Annotated in this window: 22 protein-coding genes and 1 pseudogene; 9 read left to right on the top strand and 14 right to left on the bottom strand. The window is 61.2% G+C overall.

The genetic code is table 11. From position 1 onward, the window contains the following. Positions 1 to 37: 37 nt before the first annotated feature. Complete coding sequence (gene kdoO, locus MU846_RS00870; protein WP_246947315.1) at positions 38 to 913, top strand: Kdo hydroxylase KdoO; 876 nt, start codon at positions 38 to 40, stop codon at positions 911 to 913. Between the two features lies 1 nt (position 914). Here the strand turns inward: kdoO and MU846_RS00865 are convergent, their stop codons facing one another. The 6 genes from MU846_RS00865 to MU846_RS00840 all read right to left on the bottom strand — a co-directional run bounded on the left by MU846_RS00865 (position 915) and on the right by MU846_RS00840 (position 7,371). Then, positions 915 to 2,264: an ATP-binding protein gene (locus tag MU846_RS00865; RefSeq protein WP_246947313.1), complete on the bottom strand. Its 1,350-nt coding sequence runs from the start codon at positions 2,262 to 2,264 to the stop codon at positions 915 to 917. After that, positions 2,261 to 2,938 carry a response regulator gene (locus tag MU846_RS00860; RefSeq protein WP_246947311.1) on the bottom strand — a complete coding sequence of 226 codons (678 nt, stop codon included), beginning with the start codon at positions 2,936 to 2,938 and terminating at the stop codon, positions 2,261 to 2,263. Before MU846_RS00860 ends, MU846_RS00865 begins: the two co-directional genes overlap by 4 nt. Positions 2,939 to 2,963: 25 nt before the next feature. Beyond that, positions 2,964 to 3,566 carry an outer membrane protein gene (locus MU846_RS00855; RefSeq protein ID WP_246947310.1) on the bottom strand — a complete coding sequence of 201 codons (603 nt, stop codon included), beginning with the start codon at positions 3,564 to 3,566 and terminating at the stop codon, positions 2,964 to 2,966. A 333-nt stretch (positions 3,567 to 3,899) separates the two neighbouring features. Next, positions 3,900 to 4,382 (bottom strand): ribonuclease E activity regulator RraA, encoded by a 483-nt coding sequence (rraA, locus tag MU846_RS00850; RefSeq protein ID WP_246947308.1) that lies wholly within the window; start codon positions 4,380 to 4,382, stop codon positions 3,900 to 3,902. A 56-nt stretch (positions 4,383 to 4,438) separates the two neighbouring features. Then, positions 4,439 to 5,131 (bottom strand): NAD(P)H-binding protein, encoded by a 693-nt coding sequence (locus MU846_RS00845; RefSeq protein WP_246947306.1) that lies wholly within the window; start codon positions 5,129 to 5,131, stop codon positions 4,439 to 4,441. Then, positions 5,128 to 7,371, bottom strand: coding sequence for an ATP-binding protein (locus MU846_RS00840; RefSeq protein ID WP_246947304.1), 2,244 nt, complete (start codon positions 7,369 to 7,371; stop codon positions 5,128 to 5,130). The genes MU846_RS00845 and MU846_RS00840 overlap by 4 nt, the downstream gene beginning before the upstream one ends. Positions 7,372 to 7,690: 319 nt before the next feature. Here MU846_RS00840 and MU846_RS00835 point away from each other — a divergent pair, with 319 nt between their 5' ends. Genes MU846_RS00835 through MU846_RS00815 form a run of 5 tightly spaced genes read left to right on the top strand, consistent with a single transcriptional unit; the run spans position 7,691 to position 13,736 of the window. Continuing rightward, positions 7,691 to 8,128 carry a MerR family transcriptional regulator gene (locus MU846_RS00835; protein ID WP_246947302.1) on the top strand — a complete coding sequence of 146 codons (438 nt, stop codon included), beginning with the start codon at positions 7,691 to 7,693 and terminating at the stop codon, positions 8,126 to 8,128. Between the two features lie 29 nt (positions 8,129 to 8,157). After that, positions 8,158 to 9,324 carry an isovaleryl-CoA dehydrogenase gene (locus MU846_RS00830; RefSeq protein WP_246947301.1) on the top strand — a complete coding sequence of 389 codons (1,167 nt, stop codon included), beginning with the start codon at positions 8,158 to 8,160 and terminating at the stop codon, positions 9,322 to 9,324. 13 nt (positions 9,325 to 9,337) lie between these two features. Then, positions 9,338 to 10,945, top strand: a complete 1,608-nt coding sequence (locus tag MU846_RS00825; protein WP_246947299.1) for a carboxyl transferase domain-containing protein — start codon at positions 9,338 to 9,340, stop codon at positions 10,943 to 10,945. Between the two features lie 15 nt (positions 10,946 to 10,960). Beyond that, on the top strand, positions 10,961 to 11,737 hold the full coding sequence (locus MU846_RS00820) for an enoyl-CoA hydratase/isomerase family protein (RefSeq protein WP_246947297.1): 777 nt from the start codon (positions 10,961 to 10,963) through the stop codon (positions 11,735 to 11,737). Between the two features lie 22 nt (positions 11,738 to 11,759). Then, positions 11,760 to 13,736 carry an acetyl/propionyl/methylcrotonyl-CoA carboxylase subunit alpha gene (locus MU846_RS00815; RefSeq protein WP_246947295.1) on the top strand — a complete coding sequence of 659 codons (1,977 nt, stop codon included), beginning with the start codon at positions 11,760 to 11,762 and terminating at the stop codon, positions 13,734 to 13,736. A 196-nt stretch (positions 13,737 to 13,932) separates the two neighbouring features. On the opposite strand, the gene MU846_RS00810 is transcribed toward MU846_RS00815, so the two are convergent. The 4 genes from MU846_RS00810 to MU846_RS00795 all read right to left on the bottom strand — a co-directional run bounded on the left by MU846_RS00810 (position 13,933) and on the right by MU846_RS00795 (position 18,244). Continuing rightward, entirely contained in the window at positions 13,933 to 15,540 is a 1,608-nt protein-coding gene (locus MU846_RS00810) for a GMC family oxidoreductase (RefSeq protein ID WP_246947293.1), read from the bottom strand. 12 nt (positions 15,541 to 15,552) lie between these two features. After that, positions 15,553 to 16,020 (bottom strand): transcriptional initiation protein Tat, encoded by a 468-nt coding sequence (locus MU846_RS00805; protein WP_246947292.1) that lies wholly within the window; start codon positions 16,018 to 16,020, stop codon positions 15,553 to 15,555. 185 nt (positions 16,021 to 16,205) lie between these two features. Beyond that, positions 16,206 to 17,765 carry an FAD-dependent oxidoreductase gene (locus tag MU846_RS00800; RefSeq protein ID WP_246947291.1) on the bottom strand — a complete coding sequence of 520 codons (1,560 nt, stop codon included), beginning with the start codon at positions 17,763 to 17,765 and terminating at the stop codon, positions 16,206 to 16,208. Continuing rightward, the gene (locus tag MU846_RS00795) at positions 17,762 to 18,244 is read right to left on the bottom strand and encodes a hypothetical protein (protein WP_246947289.1); all 483 of its coding nucleotides are present in this window, start codon (positions 18,242 to 18,244) and stop codon (positions 17,762 to 17,764) included. The genes MU846_RS00800 and MU846_RS00795 overlap by 4 nt, the downstream gene beginning before the upstream one ends. A gap of 103 nt (positions 18,245 to 18,347) precedes the next feature. Here MU846_RS00795 and MU846_RS00790 point away from each other — a divergent pair, with 103 nt between their 5' ends. Beyond that, positions 18,348 to 18,635 (top strand): hypothetical protein, encoded by a 288-nt coding sequence (locus tag MU846_RS00790; protein ID WP_246947288.1) that lies wholly within the window; start codon positions 18,348 to 18,350, stop codon positions 18,633 to 18,635. On the opposite strand, the gene MU846_RS00785 is transcribed toward MU846_RS00790, so the two are convergent. From MU846_RS00785 to MU846_RS00770, 4 genes are all read right to left on the bottom strand, one after another. Beyond that, positions 18,604 to 19,524 (bottom strand): SPFH domain-containing protein, encoded by a 921-nt coding sequence (locus MU846_RS00785; RefSeq protein ID WP_246947287.1) that lies wholly within the window; start codon positions 19,522 to 19,524, stop codon positions 18,604 to 18,606. The genes MU846_RS00790 and MU846_RS00785 overlap by 32 nt on opposite strands. Before the next feature lie 38 nt (positions 19,525 to 19,562). Further along, positions 19,563 to 20,018 (bottom strand): NfeD family protein, encoded by a 456-nt coding sequence (locus tag MU846_RS00780; protein ID WP_246947286.1) that lies wholly within the window; start codon positions 20,016 to 20,018, stop codon positions 19,563 to 19,565. 196 nt (positions 20,019 to 20,214) lie between these two features. Continuing rightward, positions 20,215 to 21,144, bottom strand: coding sequence for an electron transfer flavoprotein subunit alpha/FixB family protein (locus MU846_RS00775; protein ID WP_246947285.1), 930 nt, complete (start codon positions 21,142 to 21,144; stop codon positions 20,215 to 20,217). Beyond that, the gene (locus tag MU846_RS00770; protein ID WP_246947284.1) at positions 21,144 to 21,893 is read right to left on the bottom strand and encodes an electron transfer flavoprotein subunit beta/FixA family protein; all 750 of its coding nucleotides are present in this window, start codon (positions 21,891 to 21,893) and stop codon (positions 21,144 to 21,146) included. The genes MU846_RS00775 and MU846_RS00770 overlap by 1 nt, the downstream gene beginning before the upstream one ends. 423 nt (positions 21,894 to 22,316) lie before the next feature. Here MU846_RS00770 and MU846_RS00765 point away from each other — a divergent pair, with 423 nt between their 5' ends. Together MU846_RS00765 and MU846_RS00760 are read left to right on the top strand one after the other, a co-directional pair. After that, entirely contained in the window at positions 22,317 to 23,969 is a 1,653-nt protein-coding gene (locus MU846_RS00765; protein WP_246947283.1) for an electron transfer flavoprotein-ubiquinone oxidoreductase, read from the top strand. Positions 23,970 to 24,158: 189 nt separating this feature from the next. Beyond that, positions 24,159 to 24,302, top strand: a pseudogene (locus MU846_RS00760) (transposase); the annotation flags it as partial. Between the last annotated feature and the right edge of the window lie 186 nt (positions 24,303 to 24,488).

Here is a 24,488-nt window from a genome sequence, read left to right as displayed (position 1 = left end):
ACTGGCTTTCCCGTGATCAATCTGGGGAACGCCCACCGTGAACAATGCTGTGACGCAACTGAGCCTGGATAGCTGGGCTTGCGATAATCCCGACACAGACATCCCGCAGGCGCTGGAAACCGGCAAAGTATTGTTCTTTCCGCAGCTCGCTTTCGCACTGCACGATACCGAATATGCCCTGCTGACACCGGCCCTGCTCGGCCCGAAAACACGCAATATCAGTTTCGCCTCCGCTGGCCTCAGTGGCGCCGTTGGCAGTGACGGCACGCTGTTGATGCTTGAAGCAATGATGCAACGCTTCCGCCGTCACGCGCAGCACCTGATCCAGTCGCTATTGCCACGCTACACGGCCAGCGTTGCGCTGGGCGCAACCAGCTTTCGGCCTATGGACGTGAGTGAACGGCGGCAATCCTGGCGCGCCGATGATCGCCGCCTGCATGTGGATGCCTTTCCGTCACGCCCGAATAACGGCGAGCGTATTTTGCGTGTCTTCACCAATATAAACCCTGCGGGCGAGCCGCGAGTCTGGCGCGTCGGCGAACCGTTCGAGCAAGTGGCGCGGCAGTTCCTGCCGAATCTGCGCCCTTATACCGCTTGGCAGGCGCGCTTGCTCAAGCGCCTCGGCATCACCAAATCCTTGCGGAGTGAATACGATCATCTGATGCTACAACTGCATGACAACATGAAGCGCGACGCTGCCTATCAGGACACCGCGCCGCAAGTGACGGTGCCGTTTCCTGCCGGCTCCACCTGGGTATGTTTTTCGGATCAGGTGCCACATGCCAGCATGGCCGGGCAGTATCTGCTGGAGCAGACACTGCATTTACCTGCGCGAAAGCTGTATCAGCCCGATACCAGCCCGCTGGCCGTATTGCGTGCGTTGACCGGCCGGCCGCTCACCGTCGAACAATGAATCAGGCCAGCAACAGCACCTCGAAGCGTGCGCCCCCCAGTTCCGACGTGGTAACGCTGAGGTGGCCGTCGTAGCTTTCCAGAATATCCTCGACGATGGCCAGCCCCAGACCCTGCCCCGGATGCCGGGTATCCAGCCGTTCACCGCGCTGTACGATCACAGCCCGCTTTTCCGGCGGCACCCCCGGCCCGTCATCTTCTACCACCAGACGCCAGCCGGCTGACGTCGCCTCCGCCTGCACCCGTATGTGGACGACGCAAAGCCGGTAGGCGTTTTCGAGCAAATTGCCCAGCAGCTCCAGTAGCGCGCCCGGCTCCAGTGGCAGCGTCAGCCCAGCCGGCACCTCGCTGGTCAGTTGCACCTGTTTCTCGTGGTAAACCTTGTCCAGCGTTGCCTTGAGCTGCGCCAGCACCGGCTGCACTGCCGCCCGATGCCGCACCAAGCCGCTGCGTCCCACAGCCGCACGCTGCAACTGGTATTCGATCTGTTGATTCATCCGGTCAATCTGCTCGTCCATGACCCGCACCTGTTCACGCCGGCCAAGATCACGCGCAATCACATCGCTGGTGGCTTGCAGCAAGCTCAGGGAGGTCTTCAGGCCATGCGCCAGATCAGCCAGTGAATGCCGATAGCGCACCCGTTGCTGCCGCTCGCTGTCCAGCAACCGGTTTACCGAGCGCGTCAGACGCAATAACTCGCGCGGATGGGATTCGCTCAGGCGCTGGCGCTCGCCAGTCTCCACTTCATCAAGCTCAAGGCTAACGCTGCGCAAAGACATCAGCCCCCAGCTCAGCCCGACCCATAACAGCAGCAACAGCCCGAGCAAGGCAGCACCGAGCCATAGATAGTGCTGTTGTCGCAAGCCACTGAGCATCAGGTCGTAGTCTCGGGCGGGCTGCATGACAACGATACTGTAGGCAACATCCGCGCCCCCGAGCAGGCGGATTTCTGCATCATAAACAAACAGCGGCACGCCATTTTCGTCCTGAATGCGATGCAGTTCGTACCCCTGCCCGGTTTCATAAAAAGGCTGATAATCAAGCCGCAGCTCATCGGTCGCCGCCGAGCGCCATAATAACTGCCCGTCGCGATCATAGATGTAACCCAGCAGCTTGTTGCTTTCCAGAATATGGAACTGCTCGGCGTGTAGCCGCTCCGGCATGGCCAGTGTGCCATTTTCCACCCGCGCAGCGGAAACAAGCGTGCTGACGTCGGATGCCAGTCGCTGCTCGATGGCGTGCTCGAATGCCACCCCGAAGCCACGCTGCAACCCTTGTTGCAACGCCAGCGTGAAAACCACCGCCATGACGGCGGCGCCGAACATCAGGCGCAGTCGTAAAGAGCCGGTCATTGGCAGCGCTCTGCAAACAGATAACCCTGGCCGCGGATCGTCTCGATGGGCTGCGTCTCCAGCACCGCGGCCAGTTTGCGACGCAACCGGCCTACTAGTACCTCGATCACGTTCGGATCGCGATCCTGATCATCGGGATAAAGCTGCTCTATCAGGCGATCCTTGGTGACGACCTGCTGATGGTGGCGCATCAGATATTCCAGTATTCGATACTCGAACGCTGTCAGCCCGAGGCTGGCATCTCGCACCAGCGCCTGCCGGCGATGCAGATCAAGGCAAAGCGCCCCGGCCTCGATGGTCGGTTGGGAAAAACCGGCAGCGCGACGCAACAGTGCATTCAATCGTGCTTCAAGCTCTTCGAACTGAAACGGCTTGACGACGTAATCGTCGGCACCGGCAGCCAGCCCCTCGACCTTGTCCTGCCAGTTGCCTCGGGCAGTAAGGATCAGAATCGGGAATGTCTTGCCCTGGCTGCGCAGCTCTCGGATCAGATCCAGGCCGCCCATATCAGGCAAGCCCAGATCCACAATCGCCATATCGTGATGGAATTCGTGTGCGTGATATAACGCCTCGCGCCCGTCGGGGACGGCATCCACCATGTGCCCCTGCTCCCGCAGACGGCTGTAAAGATGGTGGCGCAACAACGCCTCGTCCTCCACCACCAACAGTTTCATGTTGCCTCCGATTACTATCAGGCCGTCAGAAGCGGTAGTTGGCCCCGAGGTAAGCCTGGCCGCTGCTGCGCAACGAGATACGTCCGGCGCGCACGTCGCCCCGCGGCTGCAAGCGCGTATCCACCGTGGTACGCAGGTAACGGTAGCCTACCTCCAGCGACACTTTGTCACCGACGTTTTGAAGCACACCAGCCTGCACACCAGCGGCCCAGCCGTTGTCACTGTGGCTGTGGAAGCCGCTGCTTTCCTGGCTCAGACGAACTATCCCGCCAGTCACCCCGGCAAACAGCGCTGTTTCATGCATGCCAACCGGTATCAGTGCATCGGCACTGGCAAGCAGAGTCTGCTGCCTCAGCTTGTAGGCCCGGCGCTCGCTGGATACCCGATCGTAACCGAGATAGTAACGCATCTGGCCCGCCCGCTGGCCAATTCGGGCACCCCAGGTGCTGTTGCGATGGATCACGCCATCCAGATCAGGGTTGCCCAGCTGTGCATCCAGCGCACGCGATTTGTGCATGTTGTTACTGCTCTGGCCCAGCGTGGCCCCGGCAAACATCTCATCGGCAATAGCGTGACCGGCCGTGCCCGCCAGGGCCATGCACAGGGTTGTTGCTGCAAACTTTTTCATGACTGCTCCGTGGTTGAAGAAACACACGCACAGCATAGAGGCAGCTTACTTAACTCCCGCTGTCAGCTTCCTGAACGGGGAATGAACCGTGCCGGCCGGCTGACGGCTTGCTTTTATGAAGGAGGAGCCCACCAAGGGGGAGGCCCGCTGGCTCGGGGAGCATCGAAGCGGATATCGAGCAACTGCTGCTCAAGCAAGGTGCGCTGTTCATGAATCGTTCCCGACAGCGCGCGCAAAGGCGTTCAGATTCACGAAGCAGCAGGCATTTTCACTCGCGTGGCCATGTTGCGCCGGCAACTGCCGGTGCGTGACATGGCCAGCACGCAGAGTGGCTCACAGCAGTGCAGCAGGCGACACAATGACGCCGTTGTTGTCGGCATAAACCCAGTGCCCCGGCTGGAAAATCACGCCGCCGAAACTGACCGGAATATTGAGCTGCCCTTCGCCCCGGCGCACACTCTTGATCGGTACGCAGCCCAGCGTTACCACACCCAGATCCAGCTGCAAAAGTGCATCTACATCGCGGCAGGCGCCATAGATGATCACGCCTTCCCAGCCGTTTTCCACAGCGTTTTCTGCAATCATGTCACCGATCAGCGCATTGCGCAGCGAGCCACCGCCATCCACCACCAGCACTTTGCCCTTGCCCGGCGTGGCCAGATGCTCCTTCACCCGTGAGTTGTCCTCGAAACATTTTACCGTCTCCACCTGGCCGCCAAAATTCTTGCGGCCGCCAAAATTACGCCAGTGCAGCCCGGTCACCACCGATACGCTATCGGCATGTTCGTCACAAAGATCACAGGTTACGAAGGTCACGATTTATTCTCCTATACAGAAAAGAGATGAGGCAGCCGGCGCAAAAAACGTCGGCTTCATACGGGCTTGCGAGGCTGCTCGTCAATGCGTGCTGCCAGCGTTTTCAAGTCGCGATAGCGCAACCGGCGCGTACCCGGTTGCGGCGCCCGGCCGGCAACCGCCATGGCATCGGCCACCTGCGCCGCTTCCACTGGCAGCCAGCTGGCATTGCTCCAGCCCGCCAATGGCCGCACCGCCTGGAACAGCAACCCGGCCACCTGCTCGCCGGGGCGGCGGGTATCACGCTGGCCCAGCAGCAGCGACGGTTGAACAATACTCAAAGAGGGAAAATCCAGCGACACGATAGCTGCTTCAGCCTCGCCTTTGACGCGGGAGTAAAACACTGGCGAGGTGGCCCTTGCATTGACGGCCGACACCAGCAGGAAATGGTTTACGCCTTGAGCACGGGCAAGCTCCGCTGCCTGCACACAGAAATCAAAATCCACCTGGCGGAAAGCGGCTCGCGAGCCGGCTGCCCGGAGCGTGGTGCCCAGGCAGCAGAACACGGTATCCACCGCAAACAGCTCCGGTCGGCTGGCCATTTGCGTCAGCGGCAGCACTATCTTGTGCAGTTTTTCATGCTCTGTCGCGATCGGCCGGCGCGTGATGACCTGCACCTCGCTCCAGTGTGGGTCAGTCAGCAACCGTTGTAGCAGATGCTGGCCGATCAACCCGGTGGCGCCGAGTAACAGCGCACGATGCGTGCTCATTGCTTCTCCTTCTGTGAGGGCGTTGCCGGCAGCCAATGCCGCAGCACCGTCTCCAGCTGGTCAAGCTGCAAGGGCTTGCCCAGCACATCATCCATGCCGGCTGCAAAACAACGCGCTTGTGCGCCACCCATGATATCGGCGCTCACGCCGATCACCGGCACCCGTGGTAGTGTATCCAGCGCCACCTGCTGCGGGCTGGCCTCGGCCCGCTCCCGTTCCCGGATTGCACTTGCCACGGCAAAACCGTCCATACCCGGCAGCGTGCAATCCAGCAGCACCAGATCGAATGTTTCCCGCTGCATCAGCGCCAGCGCTGCCTCGCCGTCGCTGACGCTTTTCAATGGATAGCCAAGCTTGGCCAGCATACCCCGCAGCACCAGTTCACTGGCGTGATCGTTTTCCACCAGCAGCAGCCGATAGTCCTTTCGTTGCGTCCGGTCATCAAATTCGGCAAATTGCAGTTCTGTGGCCAGCGGATCATCCAGACCATACAACTGCGACAATAACAAACGCAGGGCACGGCGATGCAGCGGCCGGGTCAGCACCGGCAGCCCCTGCTCACGCACCAGTTTCTGCACTGATGGCTGGCTACGCTCATCGACACTGACGCCCAGAATCACCTGCACTGCGGCCAGTGCCGGATCAGCCGCCACAGCCCGGCACAGGTTCAATGCCGCTTCACGGCGCGCCCAGGTATCCAGATACAGCAATTGACGCTGCCCTTCGCGCTGGCCTTCTCGCAGTACGCCCAGCACGGCATCATAATCGTCGATGACTTCGCTATTCGCGTCCAGCGCCTGCATTTCTTCGCCCAGCATGGCGGCAGTGCCGCTGGCGGCGCCCACCACCAGCAAATGCTGATCGCGCAATACTCGACGCAAATCAGTGCGTTCCGAGATATACGGTTGCGCCTGCATTGGCAGCTCGAACCAGAAACAGCTGCCCTCGCCCGGCGTGCTCTCCACGCCGATACGTCCGGCCATGGCATCGGCCAACCCTTTACACACCAGCAGCCCGAAGCCGCCGCGGCGCGCCGCCGGGTTATCGGCCTCCGGCGCCTGGAACGGATCATCGAACAGACTGGTCGCCTGCTCTGGCGTCATGCCTACTCCCTGATCTGTCACCCGCAATTGCAGCAGGCCGTCCCCGTCGTTATCGCCCTGGAAATCCACGTCCAACCGAATTTCGCCTTGGTCGGAGAACTTGACCGCGTTACTCAGCAGGTTGTTCAGCACTTGCATGATGCGTTCGCGGTCGCCTCGCACCCGGCGCGGCAAATCATGCTTGAGCACCGCAGTCAGCTCGACGCCTTTGCTTTCTGCGATGTGACCATAGGCGTCCAGCGCCTGCTCCAGCGCTTCGCGCACATCAAAAAAATCAGGGTTGAGGGCAATACGACCAGTAAGAATGCGGCTGTAATCGAGCACGTCATCGATCAGCGACAACGACAGGCGGCCTGACTGTGCCGCCACCTGGTGATATTCCTTTTGCTCGTCGGTCAGCTCGGTTTCGTCCAGTAGTGCAAGCATGCCCAGCATACTATTCATCGGCGTGCGCAGCTCTTGCGCCAGCCGGTACACCAGGCTCAGTTGAATATCCTGCCCGGATCGTGGCAGCCCGGCCGGGGCGGACGCCGTCGGGCGCCGCACGCGTGCCAGTGCATGCCAAAAGGTATCGTGCAGGCTGGCAAACATGCGATAGAGATAGCCGGCATAAATTGCCAGCAACAACGCCAGCAACCAGCCCTGCGGCACATCGGTGGCGGCCAATGCGATGATCGCTGGCACGAACATCAGTGCAATATAGACCTGCCGACTGCGCAGTGAAGCCATCCAGGCGCCCGAGAGCCCGGTGGTGACGCCAATGTTGTACAGCGCTACCGCAAAGAAATTGAAACCGACACCATGCAACACCGTCACGCTGCCGAATATCGCACCCCAGACGCACGCATGCGCTAGCAGCCCGACCCCGAACAGCGTCCGCCAGCGCGCCGGCCCGGATGCATAAAGAGTGTCGAAGCGCGCCACGATCAGCAGCCGATAAGCACTGACGACAAGCACCATCAGCCCGAGGCCCAGCGCCAGCCCCTCAAAATCCTGATAAAGACGACCGGCCCAGGCGATCAGGACGTACACCGCCAACGCAGCCAGCACCCCGGTGACCGATGTTCGAGCCGCGCCGAAATCGATCCTGCGCAGTACCTTGCGATCCTTGCTGACCGGTGCGGGGGAATAATTCATGCAGCGCTATCTCCTGGGCGGAGTTTCCATATCGCAGCGTCGCCGAAAGTGCCCTGCCGAGCTGACCAACGCGCCGCTACGCACCGGCGTCGCAGCGGCGCCGTGATGCCGCGCTAAGTTACCACTGCCTTGCCCGAGACCGCCACCCCGTAGCCCGTGCGGCCGGCGACCCGTGCGGCCGGCGACCCGGCGGCCGGCGACCCAGCTGCCAGGGCTTACGGCGGCCAGCATCCCTCGTCGGAAACTAGCGCTCCCGATCTACAATGGCGCTCATCGGCTGCACTTTACGTTAACGTCAACTTGGGCTACCTTGCAGCGCATGAAACAACCCAATCGCACCCCAGAGCGCGCCGACGGGCGCGAGCCACGAGAGCCGCGAGAGTACAGCATCGGCGAGCTGGCTCGCGAGCTGGACATCACCACACGCACGATCCGCTTTTACGAGGATATCGGGCTGCTAACTCCTGCGCGCCGTGGGCAGACGCGGATTTACAGCCCTGCCGATCGGGTGCGGCTGAAGCTGATCCTGCGCGGCAAACGGCTGGGGCTGTCACTGGCAGAAAGCCGGGAGCTGATTGATCTGTACAACCCCGGCACTGACAACAACCAGACGCAATTACGTGCGCTGCTGGGAAAGATTCATGAAAAGCGCAGCTTGCTTGAGCAGCAGTTGCTTGACATCCGCGTGATGCAACAGGAGCTGGATGAAGCCGAGCAACGCTGCCTGAATGCAATGCAGAAAATCCACAATAAATAACCGATACCGAACCGTGCCCGGAGCCTGCCATGAGCCACTACCCCACCCTGCAATTCAATTTTGACGAAACGCTGGTTGCCTTGCGTGACAGCGTGCGTGCCTTTGCCGAGCGGGAGATCATGCCGATCGCAGCGGATGTTGATCGTGACAATACTTTCCCTGCGGCAATGTGGCGCAAGCTGGGTGACCTTGGCGTGCTCGGCGTCACCGCCAGCGAGGAATACGGCGGCGCCGGCCTGGGCTATCTGGCCCACACCATCGTCATGGAGGAAATTTCCCGCGCTTCGGCCTCGATCGGCCTGTCTTACGGCGCGCACTCGAACCTGTGCGTCAACCAGATTTCCCTGAACGGCACTGAACAGCAGAAAGCCCGCTATCTGCCGAAACTGATCTCCGGCGAGCATGTTGGCGCGCTGGCCATGAGCGAACCGGGCGCGGGCTCCGATGTGGTGAGCATGAAATTACGCGCCGACAAGCGCGGCGATCATTACGTGCTCAACGGCAACAAGATGTGGATCACCAACGGCCCGGATGCACACACTTATGTGATCTACGCCAAAACCGACATCAACGCCGGCCCACGCGGCATCACCGCGTTCATCGTCGAACACGATGCACCCGGCTTCAGCCGTGCGCAGAAACTCGACAAGCTCGGCATGCGCGGCTCGAATACCTGCGAGCTGGTGTTCGAGAATTGCGAAGTGCCAGCCGAGAATATCCTCGGCAAACTCAATGACGGCGTGCGGGTGCTGATGAGCGGGCTGGATTACGAGCGCACCGTGTTGGCCGGTGGCGCGGTGGGCATCATGCAGGCTTGCATGGATGTGGTGGTGCCTTATCTGCACGAGCGCAAGCAGTTCGGCCAGAGCATCGGCGAGTTTCAACTGATGCAGGGCAAACTCGCTGATATGTACGTCACGTTGAACGCCAGCCGTGCCTATCTATATGCGGTAGCACAAGCCTGTGACCGTGGCGAAACCAGCCGCAAGGATGCTGCCGGTGCGATTTTGTATTGCGCCGAAAACGCCACGCAAATGGCGCTGGAAGCGATCCAGTGCCTGGGGGGCAACGGCTATATCAACGAATATCCCACCGGGCGTCTGTTGCGCGATGCCAAGCTTTACGAGATCGGGGCCGGCACCAGCGAAATTCGCCGCATGCTGATCGGCCGCGAACTGTTCAAGGAAACGTCCTGAGGACGGAGCGACCATGCCTAGAATTATTTCCAGCATCAATACCGGCAGCGACAGCTTTGCCGAAAATCGTGCCCATAATCTGGCGCTGAAAGCGGATCTGCAAGCGCGGTTGGCGCAGATCGCGCACGGTGGCGGTGCTGCCGCCGAGGCGCGCCTGCGGGAGCGTGGCAAGCTGCCGGTGCGCGAGCGTATTGCACGCCTGCTTGACCCCGGCTCGCCCTTTCTGGAGCTGTCGCCGCTGGCGGCCATGGACGTGTACGGCGAAGATGTGCCGGCGGCAGGCTGCGTGGGCGGCATCGGCCGCGTAAACGGTGTGGAGTGCATGATCGTCGCCAACGATCCCACCGTGAAAGGTGGCAGTTATTATCCGTTGACCGTAAAGAAACATTTGCGCGCTCAGGCTATCGCGGCAGAAAACCGCCTGCCCTGCATCTATCTGGTCGATTCCGGCGGTGCCAACCTGCCCCGTCAGGACGAAGTTTTTCCCGACCGGGAACACTTCGGGCGCATTTTCTTCAATCAGGCCAATATGTCAGCTCAGGGCATTCCCCAGATTGCCGTGGTGCTGGGCTCCTGCACCGCCGGCGGGGCTTACGTACCAGCCATGGCCGATGAAACCATCATGGTGCGCAATCAGGGCACTATCTTTCTCGCTGGCCCGCCGCTGGTGAAAGCCGCTACCGGGGAAGAAGTCAGCGCCGAGGAGCTGGGCGGTGCGCAACTGCATTGCGAGCAATCCGGTGTTGCCGATCACCTTGCAGAAGATGAGGCACATGCGCTGCTGCTGGCACGCCAGGCGGTGGCGCGCCTGAACTGGCAAAAGCCCGTGCAGCTGGATATTGCTGCGCCAGTGCCACCGGCTTACGACCCTGCAGAGCTTTACGGCATCATCCCGGCCAGCACGCGCCAGCCGATGCCGGCACGGGAAATCATTGCGCGCATCGTGGATAACTCCGAGCTGGATGAATTCAAGGCCCGCTACGGCACCACACTGGTCACCGGCTTTGCCCGCATTCACGGTTTCCCGGTGGGCATCCTGGCCAACGACGGCATTCTGTTTTCCGAATCCGCGCAAAAAGGCGCGCATTTCATCGAGCTGTGCTGTCAACGCAAAATTCCACTGTTGTTCCTTCAGAACATCAACGGCTTCATGGTCGGCCGCAAATATGAGGCCGAGGGCATTGCCAAGCACGGCGCAAAAATGGTCAATGCCGTAGCCTGCGCCGCCGTGCCAAAACTCACGGTGGTCACCGGCGGCAGCTATGGCGCGGGCAACTACGGCATGTGCGGGCGCGCCTACGATCCGCGTTTCATGTTCATGTGGCCGAACGCGCGTATTGGTGTGATGGGCGGCGAGCAAGCGGCCAGCGTGCTGACTCAGGTGCGCCAGGCGTCGTTGCGCAAACGCGGCGAGCAATGGAGCGAGCAGGAAGCGGAAGCGTTTCAGCAATCCATGGTCGAGCAATACGACACCATGGCGCGGCCGTATTACGCCAGCGCACGCCTGTGGGATGACGGCATCATCGACCCGGCCAGCACCCGCGATGTGCTGGGGCTTGCGCTGTCGGCCAGCCTCAACGCCCCCATTCCGGAGACGCGCTTCGGCGTGTTCCGCATGTAATCACAGGGAGCTTGCATGAGCATATTGCTGCAATACGACGGCCCGCTGGCGCGCATCACACTGAATCGCCCGGAAAAGCGTAATGCTTTTGACGATGCACTGATCGAAGACATTATTCGCGCCGTTACCGAGGCGGGCGAGTCCGACGCCCGCGTCATGGTGCTGGCTGGTGCCGGCCAGCACTTCAGTGCCGGTGGCGATCTCAACTGGATGCGCCGCATGGCTGATATGAGCCGGGAAGAAAACCGTGCGGATGCGGCGCGTCTGGCGGCACTGATGAGCACCATCGCCCGAGCACCGAAGCCGGTTATCACCCGCGTGCAAGGCGCGGCGTACGGCGGCGCAACCGGGCTGGCCTGCGCCAGCGATATTACGCTGGCGGCAGATACCGCCCGATTCTGCCTCAGTGAGGTGCGCCTCGGGCTGTTGCCGGCCGTGATCTCGCCCTACGTCGTACACGCCATCGGCACACGCCAGGCGCAGCGCTATTTCATGACCGCGGAAGTGATTGATGCGCAACGTGCGGTGCACATTGGTATGGCGCACGAGGCGGTTCCGGAGGACGAGCTTGACGCGGCAGTGGATCGTTGCGTGGAAGCCCTGCTGGCCGGCGCACCGCAAGCACAAATCAAAAGCCGCTCGCTGATACGGCATGTGGCCACCCGCCCTGCGGACGATGAGCTTGTCGCCTGGACAGCGGAATTGATTGCCACCTTGCGCAGCACCGACGAAGGCCGCGAAGGCTTGAACGCTTTTCTGGAAAAACGTGCCCCGGCGTGGCGCACGCCCTGAGCCGCCCGGTGAGGAACCCGAGATGATTAACCGTTTGTTGATTGCCAACCGTGGCGAGATTGCCTGCCGCATCCAGCGCACCTGCCGAGAGCTTGGCATCGAGACCGTTGCGGTCTACTCCGATGCGGATGCAACCCTGCCCCATGTGCGCGGCGCCGACCGCGCTGTCCGGCTGGGCCCGGCACCGGCACGAGAAAGTTATCTGGATATCGACAAGGTCATTCGCGCCGCACAGGAAAACGGCGCCGATGCCATTCACCCCGGCTACGGCTTTCTTTCCGAGAACGCCGCCTTCGCCGAAGCCTGCGCCAGGGCAGGGCTGATTTTTGTCGGCCCCGGCGCGGATGCCATTCGCCTGATGGGCGACAAGGCTGCTGCGCGGCAACTGATGGCCGAGCACGGCGTACCGGTGCTGCCCGGTTTTGATGAAGCAGAACCCGGCGACGACGCCTTGGCCAAGGCCGCTACTGAAATCGGTTTTCCGCTGCTGATCAAGGCCGTGGCCGGCGGCGGCGGCAAGGGCATGCGCATCGTCAACGACGCCGAAAGTTTTCTCGAAGCGCTGGCGGCGGCACGCCGTGAAGCGCGCAATGCGTTCAACGACGACCGTGTGCTGCTGGAGCGTTATCTGGAAAGCGCCCGCCACGTGGAGGTGCAGGTATTTGCCGATCAGCACGGCAACACCGTTCACCTGTTCGAACGGGATTGCTCGGTACAGCGGCGCCACCAGAAAATCATCGAAGAGGCGCCCGCCCCCGGTGTCAGCGAGGCATTGCGGCAGCAGCTCGGTGAAGCCGCTGTGCGGGCAGCGCGTGCGATCAACTATCAGGGTGCCGGCACCGTCGAGTTTTTGCTGGCGCCGGATGGCCAGTTCTACTTTATGGAAATGAACACGCGGCTACAGGTGGAGCACCCGATCACCGAGCTGATTACCGGTGAAGATCTGGTCGCCTGGCAATTGACCGTGGCCGCTGGTGGCCAACTGCCGCGTGAGCAGCACGAGCTGACAATCAATGGCCACGCTATCGAGGTGCGGCTGTATGCCGAAGATCCGGCGCGGCAGTTCATGCCCTCCTCCGGCACTCTGGCGGTCTGCGACTGGCCCGAACTGCCCGGCCTGCGCGTGGACACCGGTTTCGGCCGTGGCGATCAGGTCAGCGATCATTATGATCCGATGATTGCCAAGGTCATTTGCTACGGCAGCAATCGGGAACAGGCGCGGCGCCGCCTGCGCCAGGCATTGGTGCACACGCATATCGCCGGCATCCGCCACAACATTGCCTTCCTGCTGAATGTGCTGGCGCACCCGGCATTTGTGGAAGCCGACCTTTCTACACGTTTTCTGGAGCAGCACAACCCCGACACCGGGCCGGACGACGGCACCCTGCCGCTACGCCTGGCCGGTGCCGCCTTGCTGCTGCGAGAGCGGCAACGCGCCAAAACCGGCAACGATCCGTGGGATACCCTGAACAGCTGGCAAGCCTGGCTGCCAGCGCGCTATACCGTCACATTGCAGCAAGATGAGGTGATGCACGCAATCCAGCTCGAAGGCCCGGACAACGCGCTGCAAGCGCGCTGGAACGACACCACTGTTGCCCTGCACTGGCACGCCGCCTCCGGTGAACTGCGCAGCACAGAGGGAGCCAGCATGCAGATACACGGGGCAATCGAGGGCGACGTTCTTTATCTGTTCTGCGATGGCCATGTGGACACCCTGTCGCTGCGCCCGGCGCCGTTGGCCGGTGGTGCAATGGGTGCTGCGGCCGCATTCGCGGCGCCCATGAACGGCACCGTGGTGGCACACCATGTGGAGGCTGGCGCCCGAGTTGACGCTGGCAGCCCGGTGATCACCATGGAAGCGATGAAGATGGAACACACCTTGCGGGCTTCTGCCCCCGGCGTTGTTCACGCCTTGCCGTTCGGCCCCGGCGTGACCGTGAGCGAAGGCACTCTGCTGGTCGAATTCGTCGCGGATGACGCGGAAACCACCGAGGGCTGAGCGAGCACCTGGACGCCTGCGCGTGCGCGGCTGACGCATCTGGAATGACACCGGCCACTCCAGGTGCGTCAGCAAAGCGACCAGACATACCCCCCAAGGGTTGTGGCCGGCCGGCGCGATCACCTCGCACCGCAGCCCGCCCGCGGGACACCTGACCGGGCGCTTTCTGACTTTCCGCTTGTCCCACCCTCAAGCGCTACGCGTTGCCGTCCAGAAACAGGCCGCTGGCACTGGCCAGAATATTGCGCGCCACTTGTTTTGCCATCACCTGGACTGTCCAGTGCGGCGCCGCCGGAATCGGCTCCGGCAGCAAGCTGGCGTCCGCCAGAAACAGCCCCTTCACATCGTGCACTTCGCCTTGCGGATTGGCCACGCTCTGAAAACGATCCGTGCCCATGCGGCAAGTGCCGTGTGCACTGAAGGAATTGATCCGCAACGAATACATGCCTTTGAGGCCGTGGCTGATCTGATCCAGCGTATGATCCAGCTCAAATACCGAGTCCACATGCAGTGGCCGGAAACTTGGCATATGCACGCGCTTCGCGCCGGCGGCGAAAAACACCCGTGCCGCCAGCGCAGCGCCGTGTTTGAGTTTGTCGAATTCCGCCTGGCTCGGGTTCCAGCTGATCACCTTGCGGCCGGTTTCCAGATCGCCTTCCCAGCTCACTGTGCCGCGCCCTTCATCCAGCGCAAAGGCATTCAGCCCGGCCAGATGGCGGTAACGCTTCATGAATTCGATATGTTCCGCGCCTGCCGCCTGCTCGCCCTGCACCATCAGTTGCTCCGGCTCGGCCAGTGCCGAAAAGAACATATAGCCGTCGCTTTCCATGAATTCATCAATTTCGACCCCGACGAGCGCCCCGCGAAACCCGTACAGCGGCTCTTCATATTGCGCCAGCACCTGCACAAACGGCTGCACCGCCATATTGCGGCCGATCTGCCCGCTGCTGTCGGGAATTTGGCTACGTTGCAGCAACAGTGGCGTCTGCATGGCGCCACCGGCCACCACGACCACTTCCGCATCCACACGCATGCGCGAAACTTCTGCCCCGGTCTGCGGATCGCGCACCACGGCCTCGACACCCACAGCACGCCCGCCACGCAGCAGCACCCGGCTCACATGGCAATCGGCAAACAGTCGCGCACCATAGGCGGCCGCCCACGGCAAGTACGTCACCAGCGATGACATCTTGCGATCCGACAAGCAACCAGCCAAGCAATGGCCGGTCAGCGCACACTGGCGCACATTGCGCGCCACCGGCTTCCAGCTGAAGCCCATTTTCTCGCAGCCCTTAATCACCTTGTGCGCGGTGGCGTTGATCTCGTGCGCTTCATTGAGATGCACAAACTGTTCGCGGCCCACTTCGGCGAATACCGACGCCACCGTCGCAGGTGCAAATTGCGGCAAAGACAGCTCGTTGGCCCACCGCTGCAACAGCGAATCCGGCGGCCGCTGCATGACCCCGGCACCGATCACGGTGGAGCCACCGATACATTGCCCTTCGGGGAACAACACGTCCGCCGTGCTGTTGAACTGGCTGCCCTGTTCCCGGTACACCTGGGTCATGGTATCGCCCAGATGCTCGGTAAAGCGTGCGCTGGGGTAATAGCGGCCGGATTCCAGGACTAGCACCTGTCGCCCGGCTTTCGCCAGTTCATAGGCCACCATGGCGCCGCCCGCACCTGAGCCGACCACCACCACTTCTGTCTTGACGTTAACGCGGCGGCCCATGGCGGGATCGCGGCGAACATCTTCTGCCGTGAATACCGGCACGCCCTCGCGGGGCACATTGATGATGCGCATGATTTTTTCCCTTCAGGCTTGCGGCAAAGGAGCGTTGCCCAACCGGCGCACGCCCCACAGCTCCGTGACCGGGCCGTGATAATCAAGCGCCGGCCAGGTGCGTGCATCGCGCCAGTAGTTCACGCACACCAGCGTCTTGAGCGTGCTCATCAGGCCGCGTTCGACGAAGTTGCCAGTTTGCATCGCCTGCACATAACGCAGCGCTTGTGGCTCATCAAGGCGGCTGAAACGGCTGAACTGGAAACTGGCCATCGGGCGGCGTTCGAACAGCCACAGTCCCAGCCCGAGCAGCTCGCGAGTCTGGTCAGACATTTGCCCGACCATACCGTCGATATTCTGCAAGGTCGGCACATCGGAGTAACTTGAGGGCAGTCCGTGCTCGGCGGTGGGCAGCAGTACGCGAACAAGCTGCTGTAACACCAGCGCATCATCTTCGGAAAGGTGCTGGTAACGAGGCGGCGCAACCTGGCCTCGTCGCATCAGGCTGGCACACCCCGTGCTGAGTGCTGCGGCACCCAACAAGGCAGTACGTAGGAATCCCCGGCGTGACAAAGGCGCAAGGCCCGACATCCAGCCCGGCTCATCAGGGCCGGGGTTATTATTATGCATCTGACCTGTCTCCACAGGTGGCCTCTGCGGGCCTGGCTTTTTTTGTACTCTGGAGTCTAGGGCCTGTTGCGCGGATTTTCCAGCATCCGGTCGGCGACATAGTTCGCCAGAGCATAAACGGTCACTTGTGGATTCACGATCAGCGAGGTGGGGAGCAGACTGGCATCGGCCACATATACGTCTTCGGTGCCGTGCAAGCGGCCACTGGCATCCACGGCGCTATTGGCCGGGTCCGCGCCCATCCGGCAACTGCCTTGCGGATGGTAGGACACCATCCGCAGCGCGTGCGGCTGGTTGGCTATGCGGCCCACTGCTGCATCGATCTCCGCCGCATCGCGCACCGCCAGGCGTTCGGTGGTGGGCAGGAAAACCTCCTCCGCACCGGACGCCAGATGCAACCGGATGGCCGCCTTCAAAGACAGCATCATGGCCGGAAAATCTTTTTTGCTGAGCCGGTAATCGATGGTCTTGTGATCCCCGCGCCAGCGCACCTCGCCCACGTTGTGATCGTGGATCAACGTCACGATGCCGGCGTTGTAGCGGGCATTTTCCATGAATTCCACGTACGGCTGGCCGGTGCCCGGCTCGCTGATCATGCACATCTCGGCCACACCGAGCCCACCCACTTCAAGCACAAAACCGCCATCTTCCGGGCGCATGAACTGATCCACGTACATGCCCAGCAAGGCGCCGCGCCAGGGGTGAATCGGCTGCGGGTAACGGGCGCCCACATAAAAGGACGGGTGGCAGGCAAAATTTCGGCCCACCTGATCGTTGCCCAGCTCGCTGCGCTGCAACAGCACCGGCGTCTGCACCGCTCCTGCGGCCAGCACCACCCGTGGCGCCTCCACCCGGATGTCAGCCACTTTTTCGCCATGGCGATCTACCACCTCACCCTCGATGCCGGTGACGCGGGCATTCTTGCTGAGCAGCCGCGTGACGCGTGTATCGCTGTGAATCCGGGCACCGTGTGCGGCCGCCCAGGGCAGGTAAGTCACCAACATCGACTGTTTGCGGTCGGTCTTGCAGCCGGACAAGCAATGCCCGGTGAGCGCGCATTGCTTCACGTTGCGCTGAAACGGCTTGGCCGACCAGCCCAGCTTCTCCGCTCCAGCCTTGATCACCTGGCTATGGCGGGCGATTTCATGTGGGCCATTGGTGCTGATGGAGAGGTGCTTTTCCACGCGCTCGAAATAAGGCGTGAGCACGTCCGGCGTCATGTCGTTCAAGCCGAAATCACGGCGCCACTCATCGAGAATGAAATCTGGTGTCCGGAATGCCACACAACCATTCACTACCGTCGAGCCGCCAACACAGCGGCCCTGCAGGATCAGGAGATCACCGTCCTTGTTGGTCTGGCTGCCATGTTCCTCGTAGAGCGTTTCGAGGCTGTCGGCAAAATCTTCGGTAAAGGCCGTGGAGGGAATATAAGGCCCGGCTTCCAGCACGATGACATCCAGCCCTTGGCGGGCCAGCTCGTACGCAGCCACGGCACCACCGGCCCCGGAGCCTACCACTACCACATCAGCACGCAGCGACAGCTGCCCGCCGGGCGCTGCCTGCCGAACATCACTGGCTTGCACCACGGGCAAGCCTTGATTGATCTGGATGGTCATGCCCTCTCCTCCCCCTGCTCCTGAGGCAGCGGCGCATTGCCCAGATAAGCCAGGCCCCATCTTTCCGATACCGGCCCATCGAACTCGACCGCTTCCCAGGTCACCGGATCGCGCCAGTAGGCGATATAGACAAAGCGCTTGACCAATGTCGAGAGCGCACGCTGAATGCTGTTGCCGCTCGCCCAGCGGTCAAAATAATCCACCGCTGCGGCATCATCCAGATCGACAAAACGCCGGCCGTGCCAGCCCGCGATCACGGCAGCGTTATCAAACAGTGTCAGGCCCATGCCCACTTGCTTGCGAATATGCGCCGGCAGCAAACCGACCATATGATCAATATTGGCCACCACCGGCACTTGTGAGAGCGGCACCAGTGCCGAGCCGGCAACGGGCAGCAGCACCTGTGCGGCACGGTGCAGCAAATGATATTCCGCATCGGAGAGATGCCGGATCGTTTCCGGCACTGGCAGCTGATCCACGGGCGAGCGCCTGAGCCAGGCAAAACCGCCGCCGGCCACTGCCAGAACGGCAGCGCTGCCAAGTAAGGCGTGGCGCAGGAAACGCCGCCTGCCAAGAGAAACAATGGGAGCCGCCGCCTGCGCCGCAGCGCCGGCAGAGGAAGATGTGTTTGTTGTTCTGGTCATGCTGGCCTCGCCGATTCAGGGGGAGACAACCGCAGCCTTCGGCAAGGGCCAAAGCATGCTGGTAGCTCCAGGCGCGATGGTGGAACTGCTCAACATTAAACCAGGGCGTGAAAACGATACAAGATGTTTACCGGGGCAGACTGCCCGAAAACGACAATGCCCGGACGTGCCGGGCATTGTCATTTTTCTCCTGGTCAGCTACGGGCTGTTTCCAGCGTTTTCGTGATTGCTGCCACCGCTGCGCCGATATTGCTCAACTCGGCGGGCAGGATCATGGTGTTGTTGGTCTTCGCCAGATTGCCGAATTCCTGCACATACTGCTCGGCAACACGCAGCCCCACCGCGTCCTTGCCGCCGGGGGCATCAATGGCTGCCGCCACCCGCTCAAGACCGCGTGCGGTGGCCTCGGCGATCAGTTCGATCTCGCGCGCCTTACCTTCCGCCTCGTTGATCTGCCGCAGTTTCTCTGCCTCGGAGACGTTGATCATCTCCTGCTTGAGCCCCTCCGAGACGTTGATCTTGGATTGCCGCTCCCCTTCCGACTGGGCAACGACTGCACGGCGCTCCCGCTCCGCACGCATCTGCTTTTCCAACGCATCGAGAATGGTGGCCGGCAGGTCGATATCGGCAATTTCGTAGCGCAGCACCTTGACGCCCCAGGGCTGGGCGGCTTCGTCCAGCGCCCGCACCACCTGCTCGTTGATGCTCTCTCGCTCTTCGAAGGTCTTGTCCAGATCGATCTTGCCGACCACTGAACGCAGCGTCGTTTGCGCAAGCTGCATCGCCGCGTAGCGGTACTCCGAGATGCCATAGCTGGCGCGCTTGGGATCAATCACTTGCAGATAGATCACCCCGTTCACCACCACCTGGATATTGTCCTTGGTGACACAGGACTGCTGCGGCACATCGATCACTTCTTCTTTCAAGGTGTGCCGGTAAGCCACCCGGTCCACAAACGGGATCAGCAAGTGAAAGCCTGCGTCCAGTGTCTTGGCATACTTGCCCAGGCGCTCCACCACGAAGGCCGAACGCTGGGGCACAATACGCGCCGTCTTGATCACCGCCACTACAATAAAGATTACCGCCAGACCGGCGAGTATCGTCGCTATCGACATGTGCCCTGCTCCTTGTGTGAAAATCTGCGCTGCGGCCGTTACGGCCGGGTTGTACTGACAATGAGGACAATACCGCGGTTGCCCTGAACCCAGGCGCTGTCGCCTGCTTTCAATGGCTCGGTGGATTCAGCGTCCCATTTGGTGCCACGCAGCTGCACCGGGCCGGCACCGTCGACAAAATCGGCCAGCACGGTGACGCGGTTGCCGCGCTCGCCGCTCGACATCTGCCCCGAGGCCGCATCGCCTACGCTGCCCCGCAACCAGCGTTGGAAACGACGCCGCGCCGCAAACAGCGACAACAGACTGATGATGCCGAATAGCCAAAGCTGCGTGGTGAGGCTGGTGACCAGCCCGAATAACGCCAGCAAACCCACCACCACGGCGCCAATGCCGAAAAACACCGCCACCAGCCCGGTGACGAACAGCTCTGAAATAATCAGCAGGAAGCCGAGGAGCAGCCACAAGGCGGAGTCGGTGAACAATTCAGCAAACATGGGTGGGCCTCCGTGGCCGGGAAAGGGTTGCAAGCATAACAGCCGCGGCCAGTGAATAGAGAACACTGTCGCTCATTCTGTCGGCTTCACGTGAGCGCCTGTCGCAGGACGAAGGCGGCAGGCGCAAGATGATGACAGGCACAAAAAAGCCCGACGCCCTGTACGGGGTCAGGCTTTTTCGTGTATGCCGAAAAACTTATAGCTGGCTTTGCAGCGCCGGCACGGCGTCGAACAGGTCTGCCACCAGGCCGTAGTCCGCCACCTGGAAAATGGGCGCTTCTTCGTCCTTGTTGATGGCCACGATGACCTTGGAATCCTTCATGCCGGCCAGATGCTGGATGGCACCGGAAATCCCGATGGCAATGTACAGCTCCGGCGCCACGATCTTGCCGGTCTGGCCGACCTGCATGTCGTTGGGCACGAAGCCGGCATCCACCGCCGCACGGGAGGCACCCACCGCAGCACCGAGCTTGTCGGCAAGCGTGTACAACATCTCGAAGTTGTCGCCGTTCTGCATGCCACGGCCGCCGGAAATCACTACCTTGGCAGCAGTCAGATCCGGGCGGTCGGATTTCGCCAACTCTTCGCCAACGAAGCTGGAAATGCCCGCGTCCGTGGCGCTGCCCAGTGTTTCAACACCGGCACTGCCGCCTTCAGCCGCAACGGCATCAAAGGAGGTGCCGCGCACAGTGATAACCTTGATGGCATCACTGCTTTGCACGGTGGCAATGGCGTTACCGGCGTAGATCGGACGCTTGAACGTGTCGGCCGACTCCACCGAGGAAATCTCGGAGATCATACCCACATCCAGCAGCGCCGCGGCACGCGGTGCGAAGTTTTTACCGCTGGTGGTCGCGGCTGCCAGAATGTGCGTGTAATCCTTGCCCACTTCGGCTACCAGCGCAGCAACGTTCTCGGCCAGCTGGTGGGTGTAAGCGGCGTTGTCCGCCAGCAGCACCTTGCTGACGCCGGCTACTTTGGCAGCTTCGTCAGCTACAGCGGCGCAGCCTTCACCAGCCACCAACACGGTGATGTCGCCACCGATGGCTTGCGCTGCGGCGATGACGTTGAGGGTGACCCCTTTCAGCGTGGCGTTATCGTGTTCGGCGTAGACCAGGATACTCATCAGATCACCTTCGCTTCGTTTTTCAGTTTGTCCACCAGCTCCTCGACGGAAGCCACCTTGATACCGGCCTGGCGCTCGGCCGGCGGCTCGACTTTCAGGGTCTTGATGCCGGGTGTCAGGTCAACGCCCAGGTCCGCCGGGGACACGGTATCCAGCGGCTTTTTCTTCGCCTTCATGATGTTCGGCAGGGAGGCGTAGCGCGGCTCGTTGAGGCGCAGGTCGGTGGTGACTACCGCCGGCAGGTTCAGCTCGACCGTCTGCAGCCCACCGTCGATTTCACGAGTCACTTTCACCTTGCCTTCAGCCACGTTCACTTCCGAAGCAAAGGTGCCTTGTGGCATGCCGGCCAGCGCCGCCAGCATCTGGCCGGTCTGGTTGTTGTCGCCATCAATAGCCTGCTTGCCGAGGATCACCAGCTGCGGCTGCTCTTTGTCCACCAGGGCTTTCAGCGCCTTGGCGATGCCCAGCGGCTGCGCGGCTTCGTCGGTCTCGACCAGGATGGCACGGTCGGCGCCCAGCGCCATGGCCGTACGCAGCTGCTCCTGGGCGGCCTTGGTGCCCACGGTGACAACCACGATCTCGGTCGCCACGCCTTTTTCCTTCAGGCGAACTGCTTCTTCCACTGCGATTTCGCAGAACGGATTCATGGCCATTTTGACGTTGGCGAGATCCACATCGGACTGATCCGCTTTGACGCGAACCTTCACGTTGTAATCCACGACCCGCTTGATCGGTACAAGAACCTTCATAGGATCCTCGGAATTTTCCGTTAGTGATGACAGGAAAGGAGGCGCGCCAGCGCCGGCTGCGGCCACCCCCGCGAGTGAGTGCGGTATGTTGACCTCAGAGCCGGGGCACGTCAATAGTTCTGCGCTTGCTGTGGAGCCCCGAAGCTTTTGATTTTACAGCAAATAGCGGCTTCGATGAGCGGCAGGTCGCGACGCGTCGGTCACAAATAAACTGGCTAATTCCTTGTAAATCAATCAGTTCAACGCCGATAATTAAAACAGGCGTTTGAATGACCGGTGAGCCACCGGCAGCCAGCACCTTGCCTGCCGGCGCCACGGTATAGCCGGGGCTGGCACTGCTCTATATACTGCGCGCCACCCCGAATAGCCCGCCCCGACGGGCACAGGCTCGCTTAAAACCCCTTGTAACAGAGGAGACAGGCTGTGGAACGCGAAGCTATGGAAGTCGACGTTGTCATCGTCGGCGCAGGTCCCTCCGGGCTGGCAACCGCTTGCCGCCTGGGCCAGATAGCACAGGAAACCGGCCAGGAAATCAGCGTCGTTGTGGTCGAGAAAGGCTCTGAAGTCGGCGCACATATCCTCTCCGGCGCAGTGCTTGAGCCACGGGCACTGAACGAGCTGTTCCCGGACTGGAAAGACCGTGGCGCGCCGCTGAATGTGCCCGTGACCGGCGACGAAATCTATTTCATGACCAGCGCCGAAAAAGCCATCAAGGTGCCCGGTCTGTTTGTACCCAAGACCATGCACAACGAAGGCAACTATATTGTCTCGCTGGGCAATGTCTGCCGCTGGCTTGCCGAACAGGCGGAGCAGCTCGGCATCGAAGTATTCCCCGGTTTTGCCGCCACCGAAGTGCTGTATGACGAGAACGGCGCGGTCTGCGGTATCGCCACCGGCGATTTCGGCATCGGCCATAACGGCGAGAAAAAGCCCGGCTATGCCCCCGGCATGGAGCTGCGCGCCAAGTACACCATCTTCTCCGAAGGCTGCCGCGGCCACCTGGGCAAGCAGCTGATGGACAAGTTCAACTTGCGCGAAGGCGCTGATCCGCAGCATTACGGCATCGGCATCAAGGAGCTGTGGCAGATCGATCCGGCCAAGCACAAGGAAGGCCTGGTGATGCACAGCGCCGGCTGGCCGCTGAGCGAATCCGGCTCCCACGGCGGTGGCTTCCTGTATCACGTGGAAGACAACCAGGTAGCGCTGGGTCTGATTACCGATCTTGGTTACAGCAATCCGCACGTCAGCCCCTTTGACGAAATGCAGCGCTGGAAGCTGAACCCGGAAGTGAAAAAATATCTGGAAGGCGGCAAGCGCATTTCCTACGGCGCCCGCGCCATTGCCAAGGGCGGTCTGCAATCCTTGCCGAAGATGACCATGCCCGGCGCCCTGCTGGTCGGCTGTGATGCCGGCACGCTGAACTTTGCCAAGATCAAGGGCAGCCACACGGCGATGAAATCCGGCATGATCGCTGCCGAAGTGATTGCCGAAGCACTCAAGGCCGGCCGCGCCAACGATGAGCTGGCCGAATACAAGAGCGCCTTCGACAGCAGCTGGATATACGAAGAGCTGCATTACCAGCGTAACTTCGGCCCGTTCCAGCACAAGTTCGGCAATTTTATCGGCTCCGGCCTTGCCGTGCTGGATCTGAACTTCCTGGGCGGCAAAATGCCGTTCACCCTGCGCGATGAAACACCGGATCACGCAACGCTGAAACTGGCATCGGAAAGCAAGAAGATCGATTACCCGAAACCGGACGGCGTGCTGATCTTCAACAAACTGGATTCGGTGTTCCTCTCGAACACCAACCATGAAGAAGACCAGCCCTGCCACTTGCAGCTGAAAGACCCGTCCATCCCGATTGATGTGAACCTGCCGAAATGGGATGAGCCGGCGCAGCGTTACTGCCCGGCCGGCGTGTATGAAGTGGTCGCCAATGATGACGGTTCCAAGCGTTTCCAGATCAACGCGCAGAACTGTGTGCATTGCAAGACGTGCGATATCAAGGACCCGACCCAGAATATCAACTGGGTAGCGCCTGAAGGCACGGGCGGGCCAAATTACCCGAATATGTAAGGGTAACCGCCGCAACACCCGACCGGGGCCATGCACAACATGGCCCCGGTTTTCTTTGGTTCATCATCGATTTCCGTGAAGCTTTTATCGGTGGATTCGTCCTCTTGAGCCCAGACTTCGTGAGTTCTGGAGCGAACCATACTGGACAGGAAGACGATAGAAGCGCTCGGCGGCTGGGACGGGGCTACCGGTTGCCGACATCCGTTGAACATAAGCATCGTCGAGGGCATCAATAACACCATCAAGGTGATCAAACGCAGGGCCTACGGCTACCGGGATCAGGAGTATTTCTTCCTCAAAATCCGCGCTGCCCTCCCCGACATCCAACGATGAACCTTTTTAAGCCCCTCTCCCCTTGTGGGACAAGCGAAGCGCAGAACACGAAGGGTGAGCGAAGCGAATAAGGGGTTGGGGAGAGGGGGAGATTATGGCAGAAAATATATAATAGGCACTTGATCTGGAACGAAACGGGCTAACGCTCTGAATTTTTTATGTGGATTTTTTATGGAAGTTCCTACT

Source organism: Alcanivorax quisquiliarum, from assembly GCF_023051175.1.
In the GTDB taxonomy this organism is placed as follows: domain Bacteria; phylum Pseudomonadota; class Gammaproteobacteria; order Pseudomonadales; family Alcanivoracaceae; genus Isoalcanivorax; species Isoalcanivorax quisquiliarum.
Note: the sequence above shows the minus strand (reverse complement) of the source record. Positions and strands in the feature narration are given on the sequence as shown.